Consider the following 15,549-nt stretch of genomic DNA (forward strand, 5'->3'; position numbering starts at 1 on the left):
CCCTGACGTGCGCGGTGAGCCTGGCTCGCGGCTCAGCGGACGCAGACAACGAATCGATCAGGGCGCTGGCGTATCGGCGGCAAGCGGTGCCGCGGGTTGAGCCGCGCTTATCGCGACCTCCGGTTGCGCTGCACCAGGCGGCACCGGCGACGCGGCGGCAGGCTTGAGCAGACGCTTGACAACGCCCAGGTTGGCCTTGCGCACCGCGCTGACGAAGCCGTCCCAGGGCCGGTCGGTGATCGCCACCAGACCGAGGTGACCATTCTCGCCGTCGAGCAGGCGCCCGGTGACGGGCTGATCGAGGTACTGGAACCAGTGCACGCCGACGACCTGCGGCTCCTCCAGCGCTTTCGTCAGGAAGTGCGCATAGGCCGGGCCGCGCTCTTCTTCCTTGTACACCTCGGCGACGCCGCCCCAGAACGGCCCGCGATCGCGCGAACCGAAGTGGAACTCGGTGACCAGCAAGGGTTTATCGAGCTTACGCAGGGCGGCGAAGTCATAGCCGTGCTGCGGCTCGCGGGTATAGAAGTTGAAACTCAGCACATCGCAGAACTCGGCGCAGGCACTCACCGCCTCGGGGATGCTGCTGGCGAAGCGGCCACCCAGCAACAGATGGTTCGGCGCATGCCAGTTCAGCGAATCGGCGATGGTCTTGAAATAGGTGTCGGCATACAAACGCAGAAACCGCTGCATGTCCTTTTCGATGGCCGGGAACTCGGCGCTGGGCGGCGGCGCCTGGAACCCAGGATCTTCCATTAGCTCCCAGGCTTCGAGCTTGATCCCCCACGCGCGGGACAGCCCATTCTGGTTGCGGTACTTGTCGCGCAACTGCTTGAGGAACGCACGTTTGGCCGGCACGTCGGTGGTCAGCCGTAGCGTGGCATAGGCCAAGGCATAGCGCGCCGGCGGATCGTCCGCCGGCCCGGCCCAAGCCAGCTCGTTATCGGCGAAGTAGCCGAGCAGCCATGGGTCGTCGCGGTGATCGCGCGAGGCGATGGCAATCGCGCGCTCGGCAGCCATGGCGAAACGCGGGTCGAACGGGTCGGGCATGCCGCCCCACCAGTCGAGACCGGTACTGATGGTGGCGTAGTCGCCATGAATCGACAGCGGAATGCTGTAGGGCATCCGCGCATCGTCCGCGAACGCCGGCTCGCTCCAATTGCCCAGGGTATTGAAACCCCAGGCCTGTAAACGGTCCTGGCTGTGCGCGCGCCAACGCGCCGGATCGGCAGCCTGGCCATAGGTGCGCTCAAGGTTGGCGCCGTAGAAATCGAACCAGCGGCCGTTGGCGAACGCACGGCCTTTATTTGCCCCTGTATCGCTGCGGTTGTCGCTGCTGCCGAAATGTTCGGCCAGGGCTTCGCCGGGCTGCGGCAGCGCGCTGAACATCGCCTCGCGGCCTTCGACATAGGTGCGGCTCTGCTGCGCGGTGACCGTGTTGACGCCCAGGGAATAGAAGGGATTGCCCTCGGGCGTGACCAGGAACCAACGGTCGTCGCGCTTCTCGGTGCGAAAGAAACCACTGGCCTCGAAACGCTGCCCACCCAGCCAACCGCCGAACGCATCCTGCTGCGGGCGCTCGCTCAGCCAGCGTTGCAGTTGCTGCTGCTCTTGCGCGGCGGCCTGTGTCAGGCGCTCGTCGTTTTTGACTTTCTCCGGCCAATCGCCCCGGCTGTACTGGCCGTAGGCATCGACAATGCCCTGGTAGGCGGCGGTACGCTCGGCATCGCTGCGCACGCCAAAACGGCCGAGCAGAATACTCTGCGCCGCCTGCGGCTGGGGCAGCGACAGGGTTACCGCGGTGACTTGTGCGAGGTTCAGCTCGCCGCTCACGGTTTCGGCCAGCAGCAAGCGGCGCCCCTTGTGGTTCCAGGGCATGGGCACACCGGCGCGCATGCCCTGGTCGCGTGGCGAGGTGGCCTGCAACGGTACCAACAGGGTCTGCGCCGGTCCGGCCGGCAGGGCGATGCGGGTTTTCAGACGTTTGCCGTCGGCACTGTCGATCTGCACATCGAGGGTCAGCGCCCAATCCATCGCACTTTGCAGACGCAGGCTCATGGCGCCTTGCTGCGACCAATCCCAGCTGCCGCTCTGCGGTGCGAGGCGCAGGCTCGGTTGCTCGGCAGGGTTGAAAGTGACGCGCCGCAAGATCTCGCCTTCCGGCGTGGGCTCGGCGGTGACGCTGGGCAGCACCGCATCCTGGGTGGTCACCTGCACGGCGTCCAGAGGACGCACGAAGTTGAACAGCACCTGCTTATCCTCAGCCATCGCGACGGCGGAACAGCCGAGCAGCGCCGCCAGCAGGGCTCCACTCAGTCGATTGGCTTGCAGCCTGACATTCACCTTCACGAACCACTCTCCCCCATTCGCAACATTGATCGAGCACCCACGAGCGGCATCGCTCGGAGCAGAAAAAACACGCCCGTCCATGGCCCGCGCAATAGTGCGCCGGTTACCCGACGCGCGGCAAAGCGCGTGCGCCCCGGCAAGCGCCGCCGCAACGACCGCCAGGACGGACGCGGCAAACGCCTGGGTTCTGACGCGTTCCTGCGTCACTGGGTTCCCGCTGCTGGGCAAACGGCTGTGGCTAGCTGATCTCGCGGCGAAACGGTGGCAGCGCATTGAGGATCGCCTTGCCGTAACGCTGCGTCACCACGCGCCGATCCAGCAAGGTGATGATGCCGCGATCCTCTTCGGTGCGCAGCAGCCGCCCACAGGCCTGCACCAGCCGTAGCGAGGCATCCGGCACGGCGATTTCCATAAACGGATTGCCGCCACGCGCTTCGATCCACTCGGCCAGCGCCGCCTCCACCGGATCGTCCGGCACGGCGAAGGGGATCTTGGCGATGACCACGTGCTCGCAGTAAGCGCCCGGCAAATCGACGCCTTCGGCAAAACTGGCCAGGCCGAACAACACGCTTTCCTCGCCGCTGTCGACCCGCGCCTTGTGCTTGTTCAGGGTTTCCTGCTTGGACAGGTTGCCCTGGATAAACACGCGCTTGCGCCAGTCGCGCTCCAATCCCTCGAACACGTCCTGCATCTGTTTGCGCGAGGAAAACAGCACCAGCGTACCGCGCGAGCCTTCCACCAGGCCCGGCAGGTCGCGAATGATCGCGGCGGTGTGGACCACCGCATCGCGCGGGTCGGCCTTGAGATCGGGCACCCGCAGCACGCCGGCGTCGGCATGGTGGAACGGGCTCGGCACCACGGTGGTCACGGCTACTTTGGGCAGGCCGGCGCGCATCCGATAGCGGTCGAAGGTACCCAGCGCCGTCAGGGTCGCCGACGTCACCAAGGCGCCGTAGGCGACATTCCACAGGTTGCGGCGCAGGGTCTCGGCCGCCAGGATCGGGCTGGCATTGACTTCGATATCGAACAGCGCGCCGCTCTCGGCCAAGCTCAGCCAGCGCGCCATCGGCGGGCTCGACTCGGGGTCTTCCGCGGTAAACGCCAACCACAGTTCCCAGTTGCCTTGAGCACGCGCCAACAGGCTGCCGAACAGCGGGTACCACTCCTCGGCCTGGTGGCTGGCGATGCCGATGGTGGCCTCGCCGTCCATCGCTTCTTTAAGCTTTTCGGTGACCCCGGTGAACAGGTCGGTGAGTTTGCTGAAACCTTTTTTCAGCTCCACCCCCAGTTCGCCCAGATGGGGCGGAACCACGCCTCCGATAAAGCGGTGACGTGGGCGCTCGCGCCCTTGCATGTCTTCACCAGGCTTGAACTCGGCCACCTGCTCGCAGGCGTTGAACATGAACTGCTGCTGGGTTTTGATCTCGCGCGCCAGTTCAGGCACCTGTTCGATCAAGCGCCCCAGGTCACCCGGCAACGGGTGCTGGGCCAGCAACTTGCTGAGGTTCTTCGCCGTCTGCTCCAACCAGTCGGCGGTCGAACGCAGGCGGGTGAAATGGGCGAAGTGACCAATCGCCTTGTCCGGCAGGTGATGGCCTTCGTCGAATACATAGAGGGTTTCGCGTGGGTCGGGCAGCACCGCACCGCCGCCCAAGGCCAGGTCGGCCAGCACCATATCGTGGTTGGTGACGATCACATCGACCTTGCCCATGCCTTCGCGCGCCTTGTAGAACGCGCACTGCTGGAAGTTCGGGCAGTGCCGGTTGGTGCACTGGCTGTGGTCGGTGGTCAGCTGCGACCAGCGGGTGTCTTCCAACTCTTCGGGCCAGCTGTCGCGGTCGCCGTCCCACTTGTTGCCGGCGAGCTTTTCGATCATCGCGGTAAACAGCTTCTGGCTCTGCTCATCCACGTCGATCTTGAAGCCTTCCTCCTCGAACAGCTGCGCGGTGGCGCTGTGCGCCTGGCCTTCCTGCAACAACAGGTCGAGTTTGGACAGGCACAGGTAGCGGCCACGGCCCTTGGCCAGGGCGAACGTGAAATTCAAGCCGCTGTTGCGCATCAAGTCCGGCAGGTCCTTGTGCACGATCTGCTCTTGCAGCGCCACCGTCGCCGTGGCGATGACCAAGCGTTTGCCGGCCGCCTTCGCCGTGGGAATCGCCGCCAAGCTGTAGGCCACGGTCTTGCCGGTGCCGGTGCCAGCCTCGACCGCCACCACCGCGGGTTCGCCCGCGCGCTTGCCTTCATCGTCGGTCTCGATTGCCCCCAGCACCTTGGCGATCTCGGCGATCATCAGCCGCTGACCATAGCGCGGTTTGAGCCCCTTGGCGTCGAGAAAACGGGAGTAGGCGCCCTGGATCTGGGACTTGAGTTCGGTACTGAGCATGGTGATCTGGGCGCAAAAAGGCTGGATAAATTTTCAGTGTTTGCAAACGGCCGCTATCATAGCGCGCTAATCGATCCCGCGCAGAACCGCGTACCCGCCGCGAGCGTATGCCCGCAGCAGTGCCGCGCCGCTACCTGACTGGAGTACCTGCATGACCCCTTACGCCATGACTTACGCCCTGCACCTGCTCGCCGCACTCGTCTGGGTCGGCGGCATGTTCTTCGCCTGGATGATTCTCAGACCGGCGGCCGTCAGCGCGCTGGACGCGCCGGCACGGCTGAAACTGTGGATCGAGGTGTTCCAGCGCTTCTTCTATTGGGTGTGGGCCGCCGTGCTGGTGCTGCCGATTACCGGCGTGGGCATGCTGCACCAGCGCTTTGCCGGCTTTGAAAGCGCCCCGCGCTACGTGCACATCATGATGGGCCTGTACATTGCCATGCTGGCGCTGTTTATCCGCGTACAAGCCCTGCAATTACCGGAATTGCGCCGCGCGGTAGCGGCCGAAGACTGGCCGAATGGCGGCGCCGTACTGGGACGGATTCGCCGCCTGGTGGGGATCAACCTGCTGCTGGGCTTGTTTCTGGTAAGCATTGCCGCCGCCCGCCCGAGCCTCTGAAGCGGCGGCCGGAGCGCGAGGCACGTAGGTAGTGGCGCAACAATCGCTCTAGCACAGCCACTGAAAAACTACCTACGTTGCCGATGCGTCGTTAAAAACAGGCTAAAAATGCTCATTAACTCCACTTGATTCGCTGCGCTCACCCTGCGGGCCAGCCATGGGCTGTTACTCCGCTACGCTGCGTTTCTCGCCTGTGTTTACCTCGCCTACATGTTCAACAGCCTGCTAGAAACGCACCACATTCAGCTCGCCCGCAGCACCGACGGCACCCGGCTGCCCGGCCAGACCTGGCCGGCCATCACGCGCACCGTCGACGCTGTAGAGCCAGCAGCCGGTGCTCGCACCGCCGACACCGGCGTTGCCACCGCTACCGGCTGCACCGCCGGCACCGCCGGCCAAATGCACCTGCACGCCGTCGACCGGAAAGTCTGCTGGCACTTCCAGACGCACCTGGCCGCCAGCCGCGCCTGCATGCCCATCGCCGCCGCCCTGACCATCGTGGCCGCGACTGGCCTGGCCCCAGGTACAACCGCCAGCTTTGCCATCCGCGCCATCCAGCCCCGCGTAACCGGGCACGCCCCTGCCGCCACGGACATCGACCAGCAAGGTTTGTGTCACCACGCGCTCCAGACGAATGCTCAGGGTGCGCCCCGGCAACGCTGGCGTGCTTACCGAGCCCGGCGCACCACGTGCGGTGATCTGCGCGCCAGGCGCGATCTCACCCGCCGCAACGTCTAGGCGTAGGGCCTGCTCGCTGGGAGCAATGGCGATACGCGCCTCACGCCCCAGGCGCAGCTCGGCAATACGAATGTCGGTCAACCCAGCGGGAATCAACAACGTGCCGTGGTCGGCAATTTCCAGGCGCTCGACCAGCAGCACGCTGGTAGTCGCCGGCAATCGCAGCAACGTATGCGATTCGACTTCGATTATCGCTTGCGCCAGCGCCACAGGACTGCCCAGCGCAGCCAGCAACAGCAGATTACGCATGCTCAACCTCCAGCGGCGCGACGCTCAGTGATTGCGCCTGCGGTTGCGGCAGGCCCAGCAAGTGAAAAATGCCGAACAGCATGACCTGCACACGCTCCCGCGCCGGCTGCCCACGCTCGCTCAGGCGGGCATTGAACAGCAGTAATTCCAGCCCGTGGATCAGCAGAATCAACGCACCTGCCACGTGCAGCAGCAGTGCGAACGGCTGCGCGAACGGGCTCAACAGATTGGCCAACACGACACCCCAAAACAGCGCCGTCAGCGCCTTCCCCAACCCCAGCAACGTTTTCATGTCCGCCCCTTGCCGATTTTTGTTTTGCCGCACCTTAACTGCTTAGGGGGAGTGAGGCCAGCCGCCGGAAAAACTGTGGGGGCGCAAAGGCCCCCGTTTTTCCCTGCTCGCGCGGTGACGCGATGCGGGCCTGCGCCACGAAACATCAACAGCCGCTAACGATCGACATGCAACTCAACCCGGCGATTCTGCGCCCGCCCGGCATCAGTTGCGTTATCCACCATCGGCCGACTTTCCCCAAACCCTTCCGTGCTCAGCTTGCTTGCGGCAATACCCTGGCGCAGCAGAAAGTCCGCGACACTTTTCGCGCGTCGCTCGGAAAGACCTTGGTTGTAGGCATCCGCGCCCACGCTATCGGTGTGACCGGTCACGTTGATGCCAACCGCGCTAGACGTGACCAGGCGCTTGCCGATCTCGACCAACAACGTCTCGGCTGGCGCAGTCAGCTCGGCTGAATCGAAGGCAAACAGCACATTGCCCAGGTCGCTGAGCACGATCACTTCGTCCGCAACCACCGGAGCGGGTGTGGGCGCTATGTCACTTGCGGGGTACGTCCTGAGCGGGCAACCATCATGGTGCACCCAGGTATTGGCGGGCGTGTTCGGACAACGATCACGGCGATCGAATACTCCGTCGCCGTCCGCATCACCATCTTGGGCATAACACATCAGGCCGCCGATCACCGCACCGGCTACGGCACCGCCGGCTGCCCAGGCCGAGCTTTCGATAGCGCCCAGGCCACCGCCGGCCAGACCACCAATCGCACTGCACAGGGGCCAGTTCACCTGGTTAAGCGGCGCATCTCCCATACTGGAAGTCGTCGCGCAACCAGAAAGAACACTGCTGACCAAGAGAACGGGTAAGACCACCCTTAAGCATCGAACGCTCATGGTAGGTATCTCCTGCGTCACCGGCGTTTACCGGTCAATCAGGAGTTAAGACCCGCCACTCAGGCTATACAAGCAATGGCCCCGGCCTGCTTACGCGGACCGGGGCCACTGTTGGCGTTGCTCGAGCAGAAACTGCTTTAACAGGTTGTTGAAACACTACCTGCGTTGGCTACTGCGTTAAAAACAGGCTCGGATGCGAGCCCAGTCGGAATGCTCACTTACAACCCGTAAACTCCGCTTCCTCGCCTGTTTTTGCCTTGTCTTGCCTGCCGCGCCAACGTTTTTTTTTCAACGGCCTGCTAAGGCCGCGCTTCGACTTCCGCCTCTACCCGGCGGTTGATTGCACGCCCTGCGTCGGTTGCGTTGTCGGCAACCGGCTGAGTTTCGCCATAACCCGCCGCATTGACGCGATCGCCACCCACGCCGTACTGGTTGACCAATACATCGCGCACGGCGCTGGCACGCCGCTCGGACAAACCTTGGTTGTAGGCATCGCTGCCCACGGAGTCGGTGTGACCTTCAACCACGGTGGTGGTTTGCGGGTATTGCTTCATGAAGTCCGCCAGGTTCTTGATGTCGCCATAGCTTTCTTCTTTGACTTGGGCTTTGTCGAAATCGAACTTCACGTCCAACTCGACACGTACCGCTTCGGCCGGTTCCGGGGCAACCGTCTCTTCGACGACGACTTCCTCGACCATCACTACTTCTTCCTGACCGGCGCCATGTACCCAGCAATACGCGGCTGCCATACCGGCACCCACCAAGGCACCGCCGCCCGCCCACGTTGAGCTTTCAATCGCGCCCAATGCCGCACCGCCTACGCCCCCAACTGCTGCACACATCGGCCAGTCGGTCTTCTGCAAACCGGCACAACCGGTTAAAAAACTGCTGGCCAGAATCAGGGGTACCGCTTTCCTTGTGATGCTCATATACAAGTCTCCTGTAGTCATCGGCCCAAAACCGATACTTATGGAGTAAAGACGGCAGTTGTAGAATTCGCCAGAGCAGATTGAAACGCGCGAGCATAACGATCCGTTCTAGGCCATCTCGCAGCAGCGCGTTAGTCTTTTCTGCCCTGATCGAGGATTTTCGATGATTGAACGCCTGTCTTCCCGTACCCCCCAGCAAGCCTTGGCCGCATTACTCGAACGTTATGCCCCCAAACGCCTGCTGCTGATCGGCGCCAGCGAACTGCCGGCGCTCGGCGCATTCCAGGCGGTGCATAGCGATTGCCAGATTGCCCACGCCCCGGCTGGCGCGCTGCCAGCAGAGCTGGCGGCACAGCGCTTCGACCTCGCCCTGGTGGTCGACTGCCTCGAACACCTGCCTAAACGCAGCGGGCTGGAGTTGCTGGGCGGCATCCGCAACCTCAATGCCAGCCGCATGGCCGTGCTGGTCGACCTACAAGCCTGCGCCTGGCAAGACACCGATTTCTTCGCCCTGGCCCTGCAAGTCAACGAGCGTTTCCAGCGCGGCGAACAGACCCTCAGCCTGTTCACCTACGACCTGCTCGACTACAAACAGGTGCCGGACTGGCTCAACGCCAAGTTCTGGGCCAACCCGGAGATGTTCGGGAAGTACTGGTGGTGATGAAATGAGCGCAGCTAATCACGACGCGCCACCAAGCTGCCCGTGCGCCAGCGGCAACCCGCTGCACGCATGCTGCGGGCGTTATCACGCCGGCATCCCGGCACCCAGCGCGGAAAGCCTGATGCGCTCGCGCTACAGCGCCTATGTGCTGGGCCTGATCGATTACTTGCTGGCCACCACTCTACCGGCGCAACAAGCCGGCCTGGATCGCGCAGCGATCGGCGCCTGGAGCGCGCAGAGCAGTTGGCGGGGCCTGGAGGTAGAAAGCAGCGAACTGCTCGGCGGGCAACCCGAACACGCATTCGTGACGTTTACCGCCCGCTGGCACGATGCCAGCGGCGAACATGCTCACCGCGAACGCTCTGCCTTCGTCCAGCACGACACGCGCTGGTACTTCATCGACCCCACGGTGGCCATGCACAGCGGCCGCAACGATCCCTGCCCCTGCGGCAGCGGGCAAAAGTTCAAGAAGTGCTGCGCGGGATTTGTTTGAGGCCTTCCGAAGCAGGCCTGAAGACCGATTATTCCTGCAATTTCAGGTGCGAGATGTCCGGTGCGGGGCCAGCGGGGGCGGCTTTCTCCTGGCCCATGTCGCTGCCGGCCGGGGCCAGGCTGAACTGCGAGAGATCCAGCGGCGGCGCTTGCGGCGCGGGCTTGTCGTCCTGCAAATCGTCACCGAGCGGAGCGATGCCGAAATCCGGGGCATCCACCGCGGCAAAGGCCGCCATGTACTCATCGCGCGGTGCGACATGCAAACGACCACGCGCGCTATCGGCAGGTGCTGCGGGCCTCAGCTCAGGTGCTGGTGGCGCAGCGGGCGGCGGTGCCAATGCAATGTCCTCAACCGCCTGCACCATCGCCTGCACCTCGACCAAGGCCCCTGCCCGCTCCAGGGTCGCGCGGTATTTTTCCGCACCGGCCGCATCCAGGTTGTTCTTGATCACGATGCGCCGCCCAGAGAACAGCAGGGCAATACGCTGAGCGTCGGCCTGGAACAACTTGGCCAGGTTAGTCTTGACCAGCTCCAACTGGGCACCCGGCACCAATTGCCCGGCAAAGGCGATCTCGTAACTAGCCATGGTCACACTCCTGTCCTAATCGATGCTCAGTATGGCGCAGGTTTTTTTCCGCTCACAACACGTTGCAGCCAAGCAGTTGCTTGTTACACTGGGGCGTCCTTCGGAGTATGAAATGGTTTCTCAGGCGCAAACGATAAGAATTCTCAGCCTATTGATGTTTTTGGGTCTGCTTTCAGGCCTCAGCGGATGTTCCACCTGGATGACGGGTGGTTTTGAAGACCCCGACGTCCGCCTGATTAAAGTCAATGTGATCAAGGCCAAGCTGCTCGAGCAGCGCTTCGTCCTGCGCTTTCGCATCGACAACCCCAACGACATGAGCCTGCCGGTACGCGGCCTCGACTACGTGGTCCACCTCAACGAGGTGAAACTGGCCGAGGGCGAGTCCGATGCGTGGTTCACCGTACCCGCCCATGGCCACCACGAATTCGATGTGCCAGTGCGCACCAACCTCTGGCGGCACGTGCGGCAAATCGTCAAATTGCTGGAAAAACCCGAAGAGCCGATCCGCTATCGCCTGGTCGGCGAAGTAAAAACCGGCTTGTTGTTCGGACGCAGCGTGCACATGTCGCGCAATGGCGAGATAATTCCCGGCGATTTCATCCCGGAGTAACCTCGCATGACCCAGCAACCCCACGTCCATGGCCCCGACTGCAACCACGATCACGATCACGATCACCAACATGATCATGACCACGGTCACGTGCACGGCCCACATTGCAACCATGACCATCAGGAGCCAGTGCGTAACGCCCTGAAGGATGTGGGCCGCAACGACCCGTGCCCATGCGGCAGCCAAAAGAAATTCAAGAAATGCCACGGCGCCTGACGCGCCGATGAGTAACCTCAATGTGTTTTTCCTGCTGATCGGCGGCGTGCTGGTGGTAGCGCTTGCGCTATACGCCTTGCAGCTCTGGCGCCGTGTCTGGGCGCAACAGCGCGATCATGCCCAGGTAGCCCTGGAACGCCGCACGCGCTTGGGCGGCGACTTGCAACTCCTCGCCGGCAGCCTGCTCGACGGTCAGTTGCCGTTGATCGAAGGCGCGATCCGCATCAAGGTGCTGCTCGACAACTACGACAGCGTGCTGAGCCAAGACCAGCACTGCCTGGTGTTTCATCAACTGTTCGAAGCCACCGCCCACGTGCCGACCCATGCCGATTGGCAGGCACTGGATAAAGCGGCGCGGCGCCAGCACGAGAAACACTTCAACGAATTGGAGTTACAGCACAAGGCGGCCGCCCGTACAGCCGCACGCTGGTTACTCGACGAAGGCCTGCACGCCTTGCCCAAACGCGCCTGAACCTCTTGCCAGGCGCCCTGCCGCTCTCTACCTTACGCGCGGGCCAACGGGTCAGCCGCCAGGCTTAAAAACTGGCTGACCGACGGGCTCACGCTGCTAGGCTGTTGGGCGGCGCACTTATTCATCGACCCGTCATTTTCCTGCGTTCGCAAGGAGCCCGCATGCTAGCGCGCGCGTTTCGCCCCATGACCCTTCTGAGCCTCGCCGCCGTGTTGACCGCTGGCGTGGCGCTCAGCGGTTGCCAGTCGTTTCTCAACAGCCGCTACAGCGCCAGCGTGCCCCCGGACCAAGGCATTGTCCGCGTCCAGGGCCTGGCACAGAGCGTGGTGGTGCGGCGCAATGCCCTGGGCATGCCGCTGATCGAAACCACCACCTTCCATGACGCGCTGTTCACCCTCGGCTACGTGCACGCCAGCGACCGCCTCAGCCAGATGGTCGGCCTGCGTCTGATGGCCGAAGGCCGGCTGGCGGAAATGGCCGGCCCCGGCGTGCTGGAAATGGACCGCTTCATGCGTGCGGTCAACCTGAAGAAAAGCGCCGAGGTGCTCTATAAGGAAGCCTCGCCGCGCCTGAAACGCTTCTTCGAGGTGTATGCCCGCGGCGTCAACGCCTACCTGTTCCAGTACCGCGACAAACTGCCGATGGACCTCGCCGAGTCCGGCTACCGGCCGCCCTACTGGAAACCGGAAGACTCGGTGCTGGTGTTCTGCCTGCTGAACTTTGGCCTGGCGGTCAACCTGCAAGAAGAGATCGCCGCCCTGGTACTGGAGCAGAAAGTCGGCAGCGAGCAACTCGCCTGGCTGCTGCCAACCTACCCGGACGAACCGCTGCCCTTCGAAGAGGCGGCCAAGCTCAAGGGCTTGGCTCTGCGCGGGCAAATCGCCGGCCTGGACGCAGTGAACAAGGCTGCCAGCCAGTTCGCCGACGCCCACATGCTGGGCGTTGCCGCGTCCAACAACTGGGCCATCGCCCCGCAGCGCAGCCGTAGCGGCAAGAGCCTGCTGGCCAACGACACCCACCTACCGCTGTCGATGCCCTCTGCCTGGAACTTCGTGCATATCCGCTCGCCGAAACTCCAGGCCGCCGGCGTCTCGATTGCCGGTGTGCCGGCGATAGTCGCCGGTTTCAACGGCAAACTGGGCTGGGGCATGACCATGGTCATGGGCGACAACCAGGACCTGTTTCTGGAGAAGGTCAAACGCGAAGGCGGCCGCCTGTACTACCAGGCCGATGGCAAATGGCTGGCCGCCCAGGAGCGCCAGGAAACCTTCTTCATCAAGGGCCAGCGACCGATTCGCGAAACCCTCTACGAAACCCGTCATGGCCCGCTGCTCAACTCCGTGCTGGGAGAACGCAAGCACATGCTGCAACCCATGCAGCTCAGCAGCGGCTACGGCCTGGCCTTGCAGACCACGCAATTCGAAGCGGACAAAACCCTCGACGCGTTCTTCGACCTGTCTCGCGCGCAATCGGTGGAACAGGCCTTCGAGGCCACCCGCGAAGTGCGTGCCATGCCGCTGAACATTGTCTTTGCCGACGCTCAGCACATCGGCTGGCAGGTCACCGGGCGTTTTCCCAATCGTCGCGAAGGCCTCGGCCTGCTGCCCTCGCCAGGCTGGGACAGCCGCTACGAGTGGGACGGCTTCGCCGACCCGATGCTGCACCCCTACGACCAGGACCCACAGCAAGGCTGGCTGGGCACCGCCAACCACCGCACCGTACCGCGCGGCTATGGCATGCAGCTGTCCAATTCCTGGTTCTATCCAGAACGCTATGAGCGCCTGGCGCAGCTGGCCGGCAGCGGCAAGCACGACACGCAAAGCATGATCGCCATGCAGTACGACCAGACCTCGCCGTTCGTCGCCAAGCTGCAAGCCATGTTCGAAGCGCCGGGCATGGCCGAATCACTGCAACAAGCCATCGACGCATTGCCCGAGGCGCAACCTGGCAAAGCGCGGGAAGCCTTGAGTCGGCTGATGGCCTTCGACGGCAAGCTCGCGGCCACCTCGGCGGATGCCGCGCTGTACGGCGCCTTTCTACATGAAAGCGCGCGACAGACCTTCCTCGACGAACTCGGCCCGGACACCAGCCCGGCCTGGAAAGCCCTGGTGGAAACCGCCAACAGCTCCTACTCGGCACAGGCCGATCACCTGCTCGGCCGCGACGACAGCCCATTCTGGGACGACGTGCGCACCAGCGACAAAGAGGACAAACCGGCGATCCTGGCGCGCAGCCTGGCAGCGGCCGTGACCTTTGCCGAAACCCAGCTGGGCAATGACCGCACAGCCTGGCAATGGGGCAAGCTGCATCAATACCACTGGGTCACCGAAACCACCCAACTGGCGCAGTACATGAGCGCCAGTCAGCGTGCCGGTATCAATTCACTGAAGAGCTACCTCGATCGCGGCCCCTACCCGGCGGGCGGCGACCACAGCACCTTGAACGTCTCGGCCTACCACTGGGGCCAGGACTTCGATACCTGGCTGATCCCGGCCATGCGCATCGTCGTCGACTTCGGCCGCGACGAACCGCTGATCGGCCTGAACAGCTCGGGGCAGTCCGGCAACCCGGCGAGCGCGCACTACGCCGACGGTATCGACGCCTGGCTGAAGGGGCGCTACATGAGCTTCCCGTTCCAGTCGCAGAACCTGGAAAAGGTCTACGGCAACAAGCGCCTGCTGCTGATGCCGGGGAAATGATGACCGTTCGTCGGCCGCGGATGAACCAATTCGCCGGCCCGCCGCTCAGAGCTAGTGGACTTACTCCATAGATCATCACTTTTAGGGCGCTTACTAGCGCCCTTTCTTTTGCCCACAGGATTCTCCTCGCGCACAAAAAAGCCGGGCAAATGCCCGGCCTTCTTCATCGATCGACTGCCCGCGACTCACGCCTTGGGCAGGGTCACTCCCAGTTGGCCCTGGTACTTGCCGCCGCGATCCTTGTAGGACACTTCACAGGCCTCGTCAGATTGCAGGAACAGCATCTGCGCCACACCTTCGTTGGCGTAGATCTTCGCCGGCAGCGTGGTGGTGTTGGAGAATTCCAGAGTCACGTGGCCTTCCCATTCCGGCTCCAGCGGGGTGACGTTGACGATGATGCCGCAACGCGCGTAGGTGCTCTTGCCCAGGCAAATGGTCAGCACGTCGCGGGGGATGCGGAAGAACTCCACGGTGCGCGCCAGGGCGAAGGAGTTCGGCGGAATGATGCACACATCGCTTTTGACATCGACGAAGCTTTTTTCATCGAAATTCTTCGGGTCGACGGTGGCCGAATTGATGTTGGTGAACACCTTGAATTCGTCGGCGCAACGCACGTCATAGCCGTAACTGGACACACCGTAGGAGATCAGCCGCTCGCTGCCTTCCATGCGTACCTGGCGCTCGACGAAAGGCTCGATCATGCCGTGCTCTTGGGCCATGCGACGAATCCATTTATCCGATTTGATGCTCATGGCAGGCGTCCTGAATAAGCTGGTGGTGAAAAAGTGAGCGCATCTTACCGGGGCCGGCGGTACGGTTCAAAGCCTGTTGACGGACGTTGCCGCGCAGGCGCCCATTACTCCGCTAGTCACTAAATAACAGAAAGCTGCACAGAGCATTCGCGCTTAGCGTTAAAAACGCGTATGGTGCCCCCACTGTGCTGCATGTGTCACCGCGAATCGCTACTTGATGCCTAGATTTCGATCCAAACATCGTCCGACTCCTAGTACTCGTTGCACTCAGTCCCGGCCTGGGTTTTTCCAGGGCTGTTATTAATATTGTTAGGAGACATCACATGTCGAATCGTCAGAATGGCACCGTTAAGTGGTTCAACGATGAAAAAGGCTACGGCTTCATCACCCCGCAATCCGGTGACGACCTGTTTGTACACTTCAAAGCTATCCAGAGCGATGGCTTCAAGAGCCTGAAAGAAGGCCAGCAAGTTACTTTCGTGGCCACCCGTGGTCAGAAAGGCATGCAGGCTGAGGAAGTTCAGGTTGTATAACCTGATCTAACCTAGCTGCAAAAAGAGCCCCGCCATGTGCGGGGCTTTTTTGTGGGCGCTGTCCCGTCCTGAATAAGGTTT

At 62.8% G+C, this 15,549-nt stretch carries 15 protein-coding genes and 1 pseudogene; 8 read left to right on the forward strand and 8 right to left on the reverse strand.

Going from position 1 to position 15,549, the window contains the following annotated elements; translation table 11 throughout:
• Positions 1-57: 57 nt before the first annotated feature.
• Together B3M58_RS11750 and dinG are read right to left on the reverse strand one after the other, a co-directional pair.
• Complete coding sequence (locus B3M58_RS11750; protein WP_296219335.1) at positions 58-2,268, reverse strand: beta-agarase; 2,211 nt, start codon at positions 2,266-2,268, stop codon at positions 58-60.
• Between the two features lie 319 nt (positions 2,269-2,587).
• Positions 2,588-4,732: an ATP-dependent DNA helicase DinG gene (gene dinG, locus B3M58_RS11755; RefSeq protein WP_296219315.1), complete on the reverse strand. Its 2,145-nt coding sequence runs from the start codon at positions 4,730-4,732 to the stop codon at positions 2,588-2,590.
• Positions 4,733-4,883: 151 nt separating this feature from the next.
• On the opposite strand from dinG, the gene B3M58_RS11760 reads away from it, so the two are divergent.
• Complete coding sequence (locus tag B3M58_RS11760) at positions 4,884-5,348, forward strand: CopD family protein (protein WP_296219316.1); 465 nt, start codon at positions 4,884-4,886, stop codon at positions 5,346-5,348.
• A 225-nt stretch (positions 5,349-5,573) separates the two neighbouring features.
• Here the strand turns inward: B3M58_RS11760 and B3M58_RS11765 are convergent, their stop codons facing one another.
• From B3M58_RS11765 to B3M58_RS11780, 4 genes and pseudogenes are all read right to left on the reverse strand, one after another.
• Positions 5,574-6,335 (reverse strand): collagen-like protein, encoded by a 762-nt coding sequence (locus tag B3M58_RS11765; protein ID WP_296219317.1) that lies wholly within the window; start codon positions 6,333-6,335, stop codon positions 5,574-5,576.
• A complete protein-coding gene (locus B3M58_RS11770) occupies positions 6,328-6,627 on the reverse strand; it encodes a DUF1145 domain-containing protein (protein WP_296219318.1) in 300 nt (99 codons plus the stop codon). Before B3M58_RS11770 ends, B3M58_RS11765 begins: the two co-directional genes overlap by 8 nt.
• 155 nt (positions 6,628-6,782) lie before the next feature.
• Positions 6,783-7,517 (reverse strand): OmpA family protein, encoded by a 735-nt coding sequence (locus B3M58_RS11775; protein ID WP_296219319.1) that lies wholly within the window; start codon positions 7,515-7,517, stop codon positions 6,783-6,785.
• Between the two features lie 299 nt (positions 7,518-7,816).
• A pseudogene (locus B3M58_RS11780) lies at positions 7,817-8,179 on the reverse strand (OmpA family protein); the annotation flags it as partial.
• 430 nt (positions 8,180-8,609) lie between these two features.
• Here B3M58_RS11780 and B3M58_RS11785 point away from each other — a divergent pair.
• A complete protein-coding gene (locus B3M58_RS11785) occupies positions 8,610-9,107 on the forward strand; it encodes a DUF6231 family protein (RefSeq protein WP_296219320.1) in 498 nt (165 codons plus the stop codon).
• Positions 9,108-9,111: 4 nt separating this feature from the next.
• Complete coding sequence (locus tag B3M58_RS11790) at positions 9,112-9,600, forward strand: YchJ family protein (protein ID WP_296219321.1); 489 nt, start codon at positions 9,112-9,114, stop codon at positions 9,598-9,600.
• 28 nt (positions 9,601-9,628) lie between these two features.
• Here B3M58_RS11790 and B3M58_RS11795 read toward each other — a convergent pair whose 3' ends face one another.
• Positions 9,629-10,186, reverse strand: a complete 558-nt coding sequence (locus B3M58_RS11795; protein ID WP_296219322.1) for a hypothetical protein — start codon at positions 10,184-10,186, stop codon at positions 9,629-9,631.
• A gap of 112 nt (positions 10,187-10,298) precedes the next feature.
• Here B3M58_RS11795 and B3M58_RS11800 point away from each other — a divergent pair, with 112 nt between their 5' ends.
• The 4 genes from B3M58_RS11800 (at position 10,299) to B3M58_RS11815 (ending at position 14,183) form a co-directional block, all read left to right on the forward strand.
• Positions 10,299-10,796 carry an LEA type 2 family protein gene (locus tag B3M58_RS11800; RefSeq protein WP_296219323.1) on the forward strand — a complete coding sequence of 166 codons (498 nt, stop codon included), beginning with the start codon at positions 10,299-10,301 and terminating at the stop codon, positions 10,794-10,796.
• Between the two features lie 6 nt (positions 10,797-10,802).
• Positions 10,803-11,012 carry an SEC-C metal-binding domain-containing protein gene (locus B3M58_RS11805; protein ID WP_296219324.1) on the forward strand — a complete coding sequence of 70 codons (210 nt, stop codon included), beginning with the start codon at positions 10,803-10,805 and terminating at the stop codon, positions 11,010-11,012.
• 7 nt (positions 11,013-11,019) lie between these two features.
• Positions 11,020-11,484 carry a DUF2489 domain-containing protein gene (locus tag B3M58_RS11810; RefSeq protein ID WP_296219325.1) on the forward strand — a complete coding sequence of 155 codons (465 nt, stop codon included), beginning with the start codon at positions 11,020-11,022 and terminating at the stop codon, positions 11,482-11,484.
• 161 nt (positions 11,485-11,645) lie between these two features.
• Complete coding sequence (locus B3M58_RS11815; protein ID WP_414704078.1) at positions 11,646-14,183, forward strand: penicillin acylase family protein; 2,538 nt, start codon at positions 11,646-11,648, stop codon at positions 14,181-14,183.
• Positions 14,184-14,368: 185 nt separating this feature from the next.
• Here B3M58_RS11815 and dcd read toward each other — a convergent pair whose 3' ends face one another.
• Positions 14,369-14,935 carry a dCTP deaminase gene (gene dcd, locus B3M58_RS11820; RefSeq protein WP_296219327.1) on the reverse strand — a complete coding sequence of 189 codons (567 nt, stop codon included), beginning with the start codon at positions 14,933-14,935 and terminating at the stop codon, positions 14,369-14,371.
• 323 nt (positions 14,936-15,258) lie between these two features.
• On the opposite strand from dcd, the gene B3M58_RS11825 reads away from it, so the two are divergent.
• Positions 15,259-15,468, forward strand: coding sequence for a cold-shock protein (locus B3M58_RS11825; protein ID WP_090498617.1), 210 nt, complete (start codon positions 15,259-15,261; stop codon positions 15,466-15,468).
• Positions 15,469-15,549 lie beyond the last annotated feature (81 nt).

The sequence above is a fragment of the Pseudomonas sp. UBA2684 genome, from assembly GCA_002354655.1.
Taxonomy (GTDB): domain Bacteria; phylum Pseudomonadota; class Gammaproteobacteria; order Pseudomonadales; family Pseudomonadaceae; genus Aquipseudomonas.

Bases quoted from the DNA above. Each gene is read 5' to 3' on its own strand.
- B3M58_RS11750 (WP_296219335.1), bottom strand. From the start codon at position 2,268: ATGGCTGAGGATAAGCAGGTGCTGTTCAACTTCGTGCGTCCTCTGGAC.
- dinG (WP_296219315.1), bottom strand. From the start codon at position 4,732: ATGCTCAGTACCGAACTCAAGTCCCAGATCCAGGGCGCCTACTCCCGT.
- B3M58_RS11760 (WP_296219316.1), top strand. From the start codon at position 4,884: ATGACCCCTTACGCCATGACTTACGCCCTGCACCTGCTCGCCGCACTC.
- B3M58_RS11765 (WP_296219317.1), bottom strand. From the start codon at position 6,335: ATGCGTAATCTGCTGTTGCTGGCTGCGCTGGGCAGTCCTGTGGCGCTG.
- B3M58_RS11770 (WP_296219318.1), bottom strand. From the start codon at position 6,627: ATGAAAACGTTGCTGGGGTTGGGGAAGGCGCTGACGGCGCTGTTTTGG.
- B3M58_RS11775 (WP_296219319.1), bottom strand. From the start codon at position 7,517: ATGAGCGTTCGATGCTTAAGGGTGGTCTTACCCGTTCTCTTGGTCAGC.
- B3M58_RS11785 (WP_296219320.1), top strand. From the start codon at position 8,610: ATGATTGAACGCCTGTCTTCCCGTACCCCCCAGCAAGCCTTGGCCGCA.
- B3M58_RS11790 (WP_296219321.1), top strand. From the start codon at position 9,112: ATGAGCGCAGCTAATCACGACGCGCCACCAAGCTGCCCGTGCGCCAGC.
- B3M58_RS11795 (WP_296219322.1), bottom strand. From the start codon at position 10,186: ATGGCTAGTTACGAGATCGCCTTTGCCGGGCAATTGGTGCCGGGTGCC.
- B3M58_RS11800 (WP_296219323.1), top strand. From the start codon at position 10,299: ATGGTTTCTCAGGCGCAAACGATAAGAATTCTCAGCCTATTGATGTTT.
- B3M58_RS11805 (WP_296219324.1), top strand. From the start codon at position 10,803: ATGACCCAGCAACCCCACGTCCATGGCCCCGACTGCAACCACGATCAC.
- B3M58_RS11810 (WP_296219325.1), top strand. From the start codon at position 11,020: ATGAGTAACCTCAATGTGTTTTTCCTGCTGATCGGCGGCGTGCTGGTG.
- B3M58_RS11815 (WP_414704078.1), top strand. From the start codon at position 11,646: ATGCTAGCGCGCGCGTTTCGCCCCATGACCCTTCTGAGCCTCGCCGCC.
- dcd (WP_296219327.1), bottom strand. From the start codon at position 14,935: ATGAGCATCAAATCGGATAAATGGATTCGTCGCATGGCCCAAGAGCAC.
- B3M58_RS11825 (WP_090498617.1), top strand. From the start codon at position 15,259: ATGTCGAATCGTCAGAATGGCACCGTTAAGTGGTTCAACGATGAAAAA.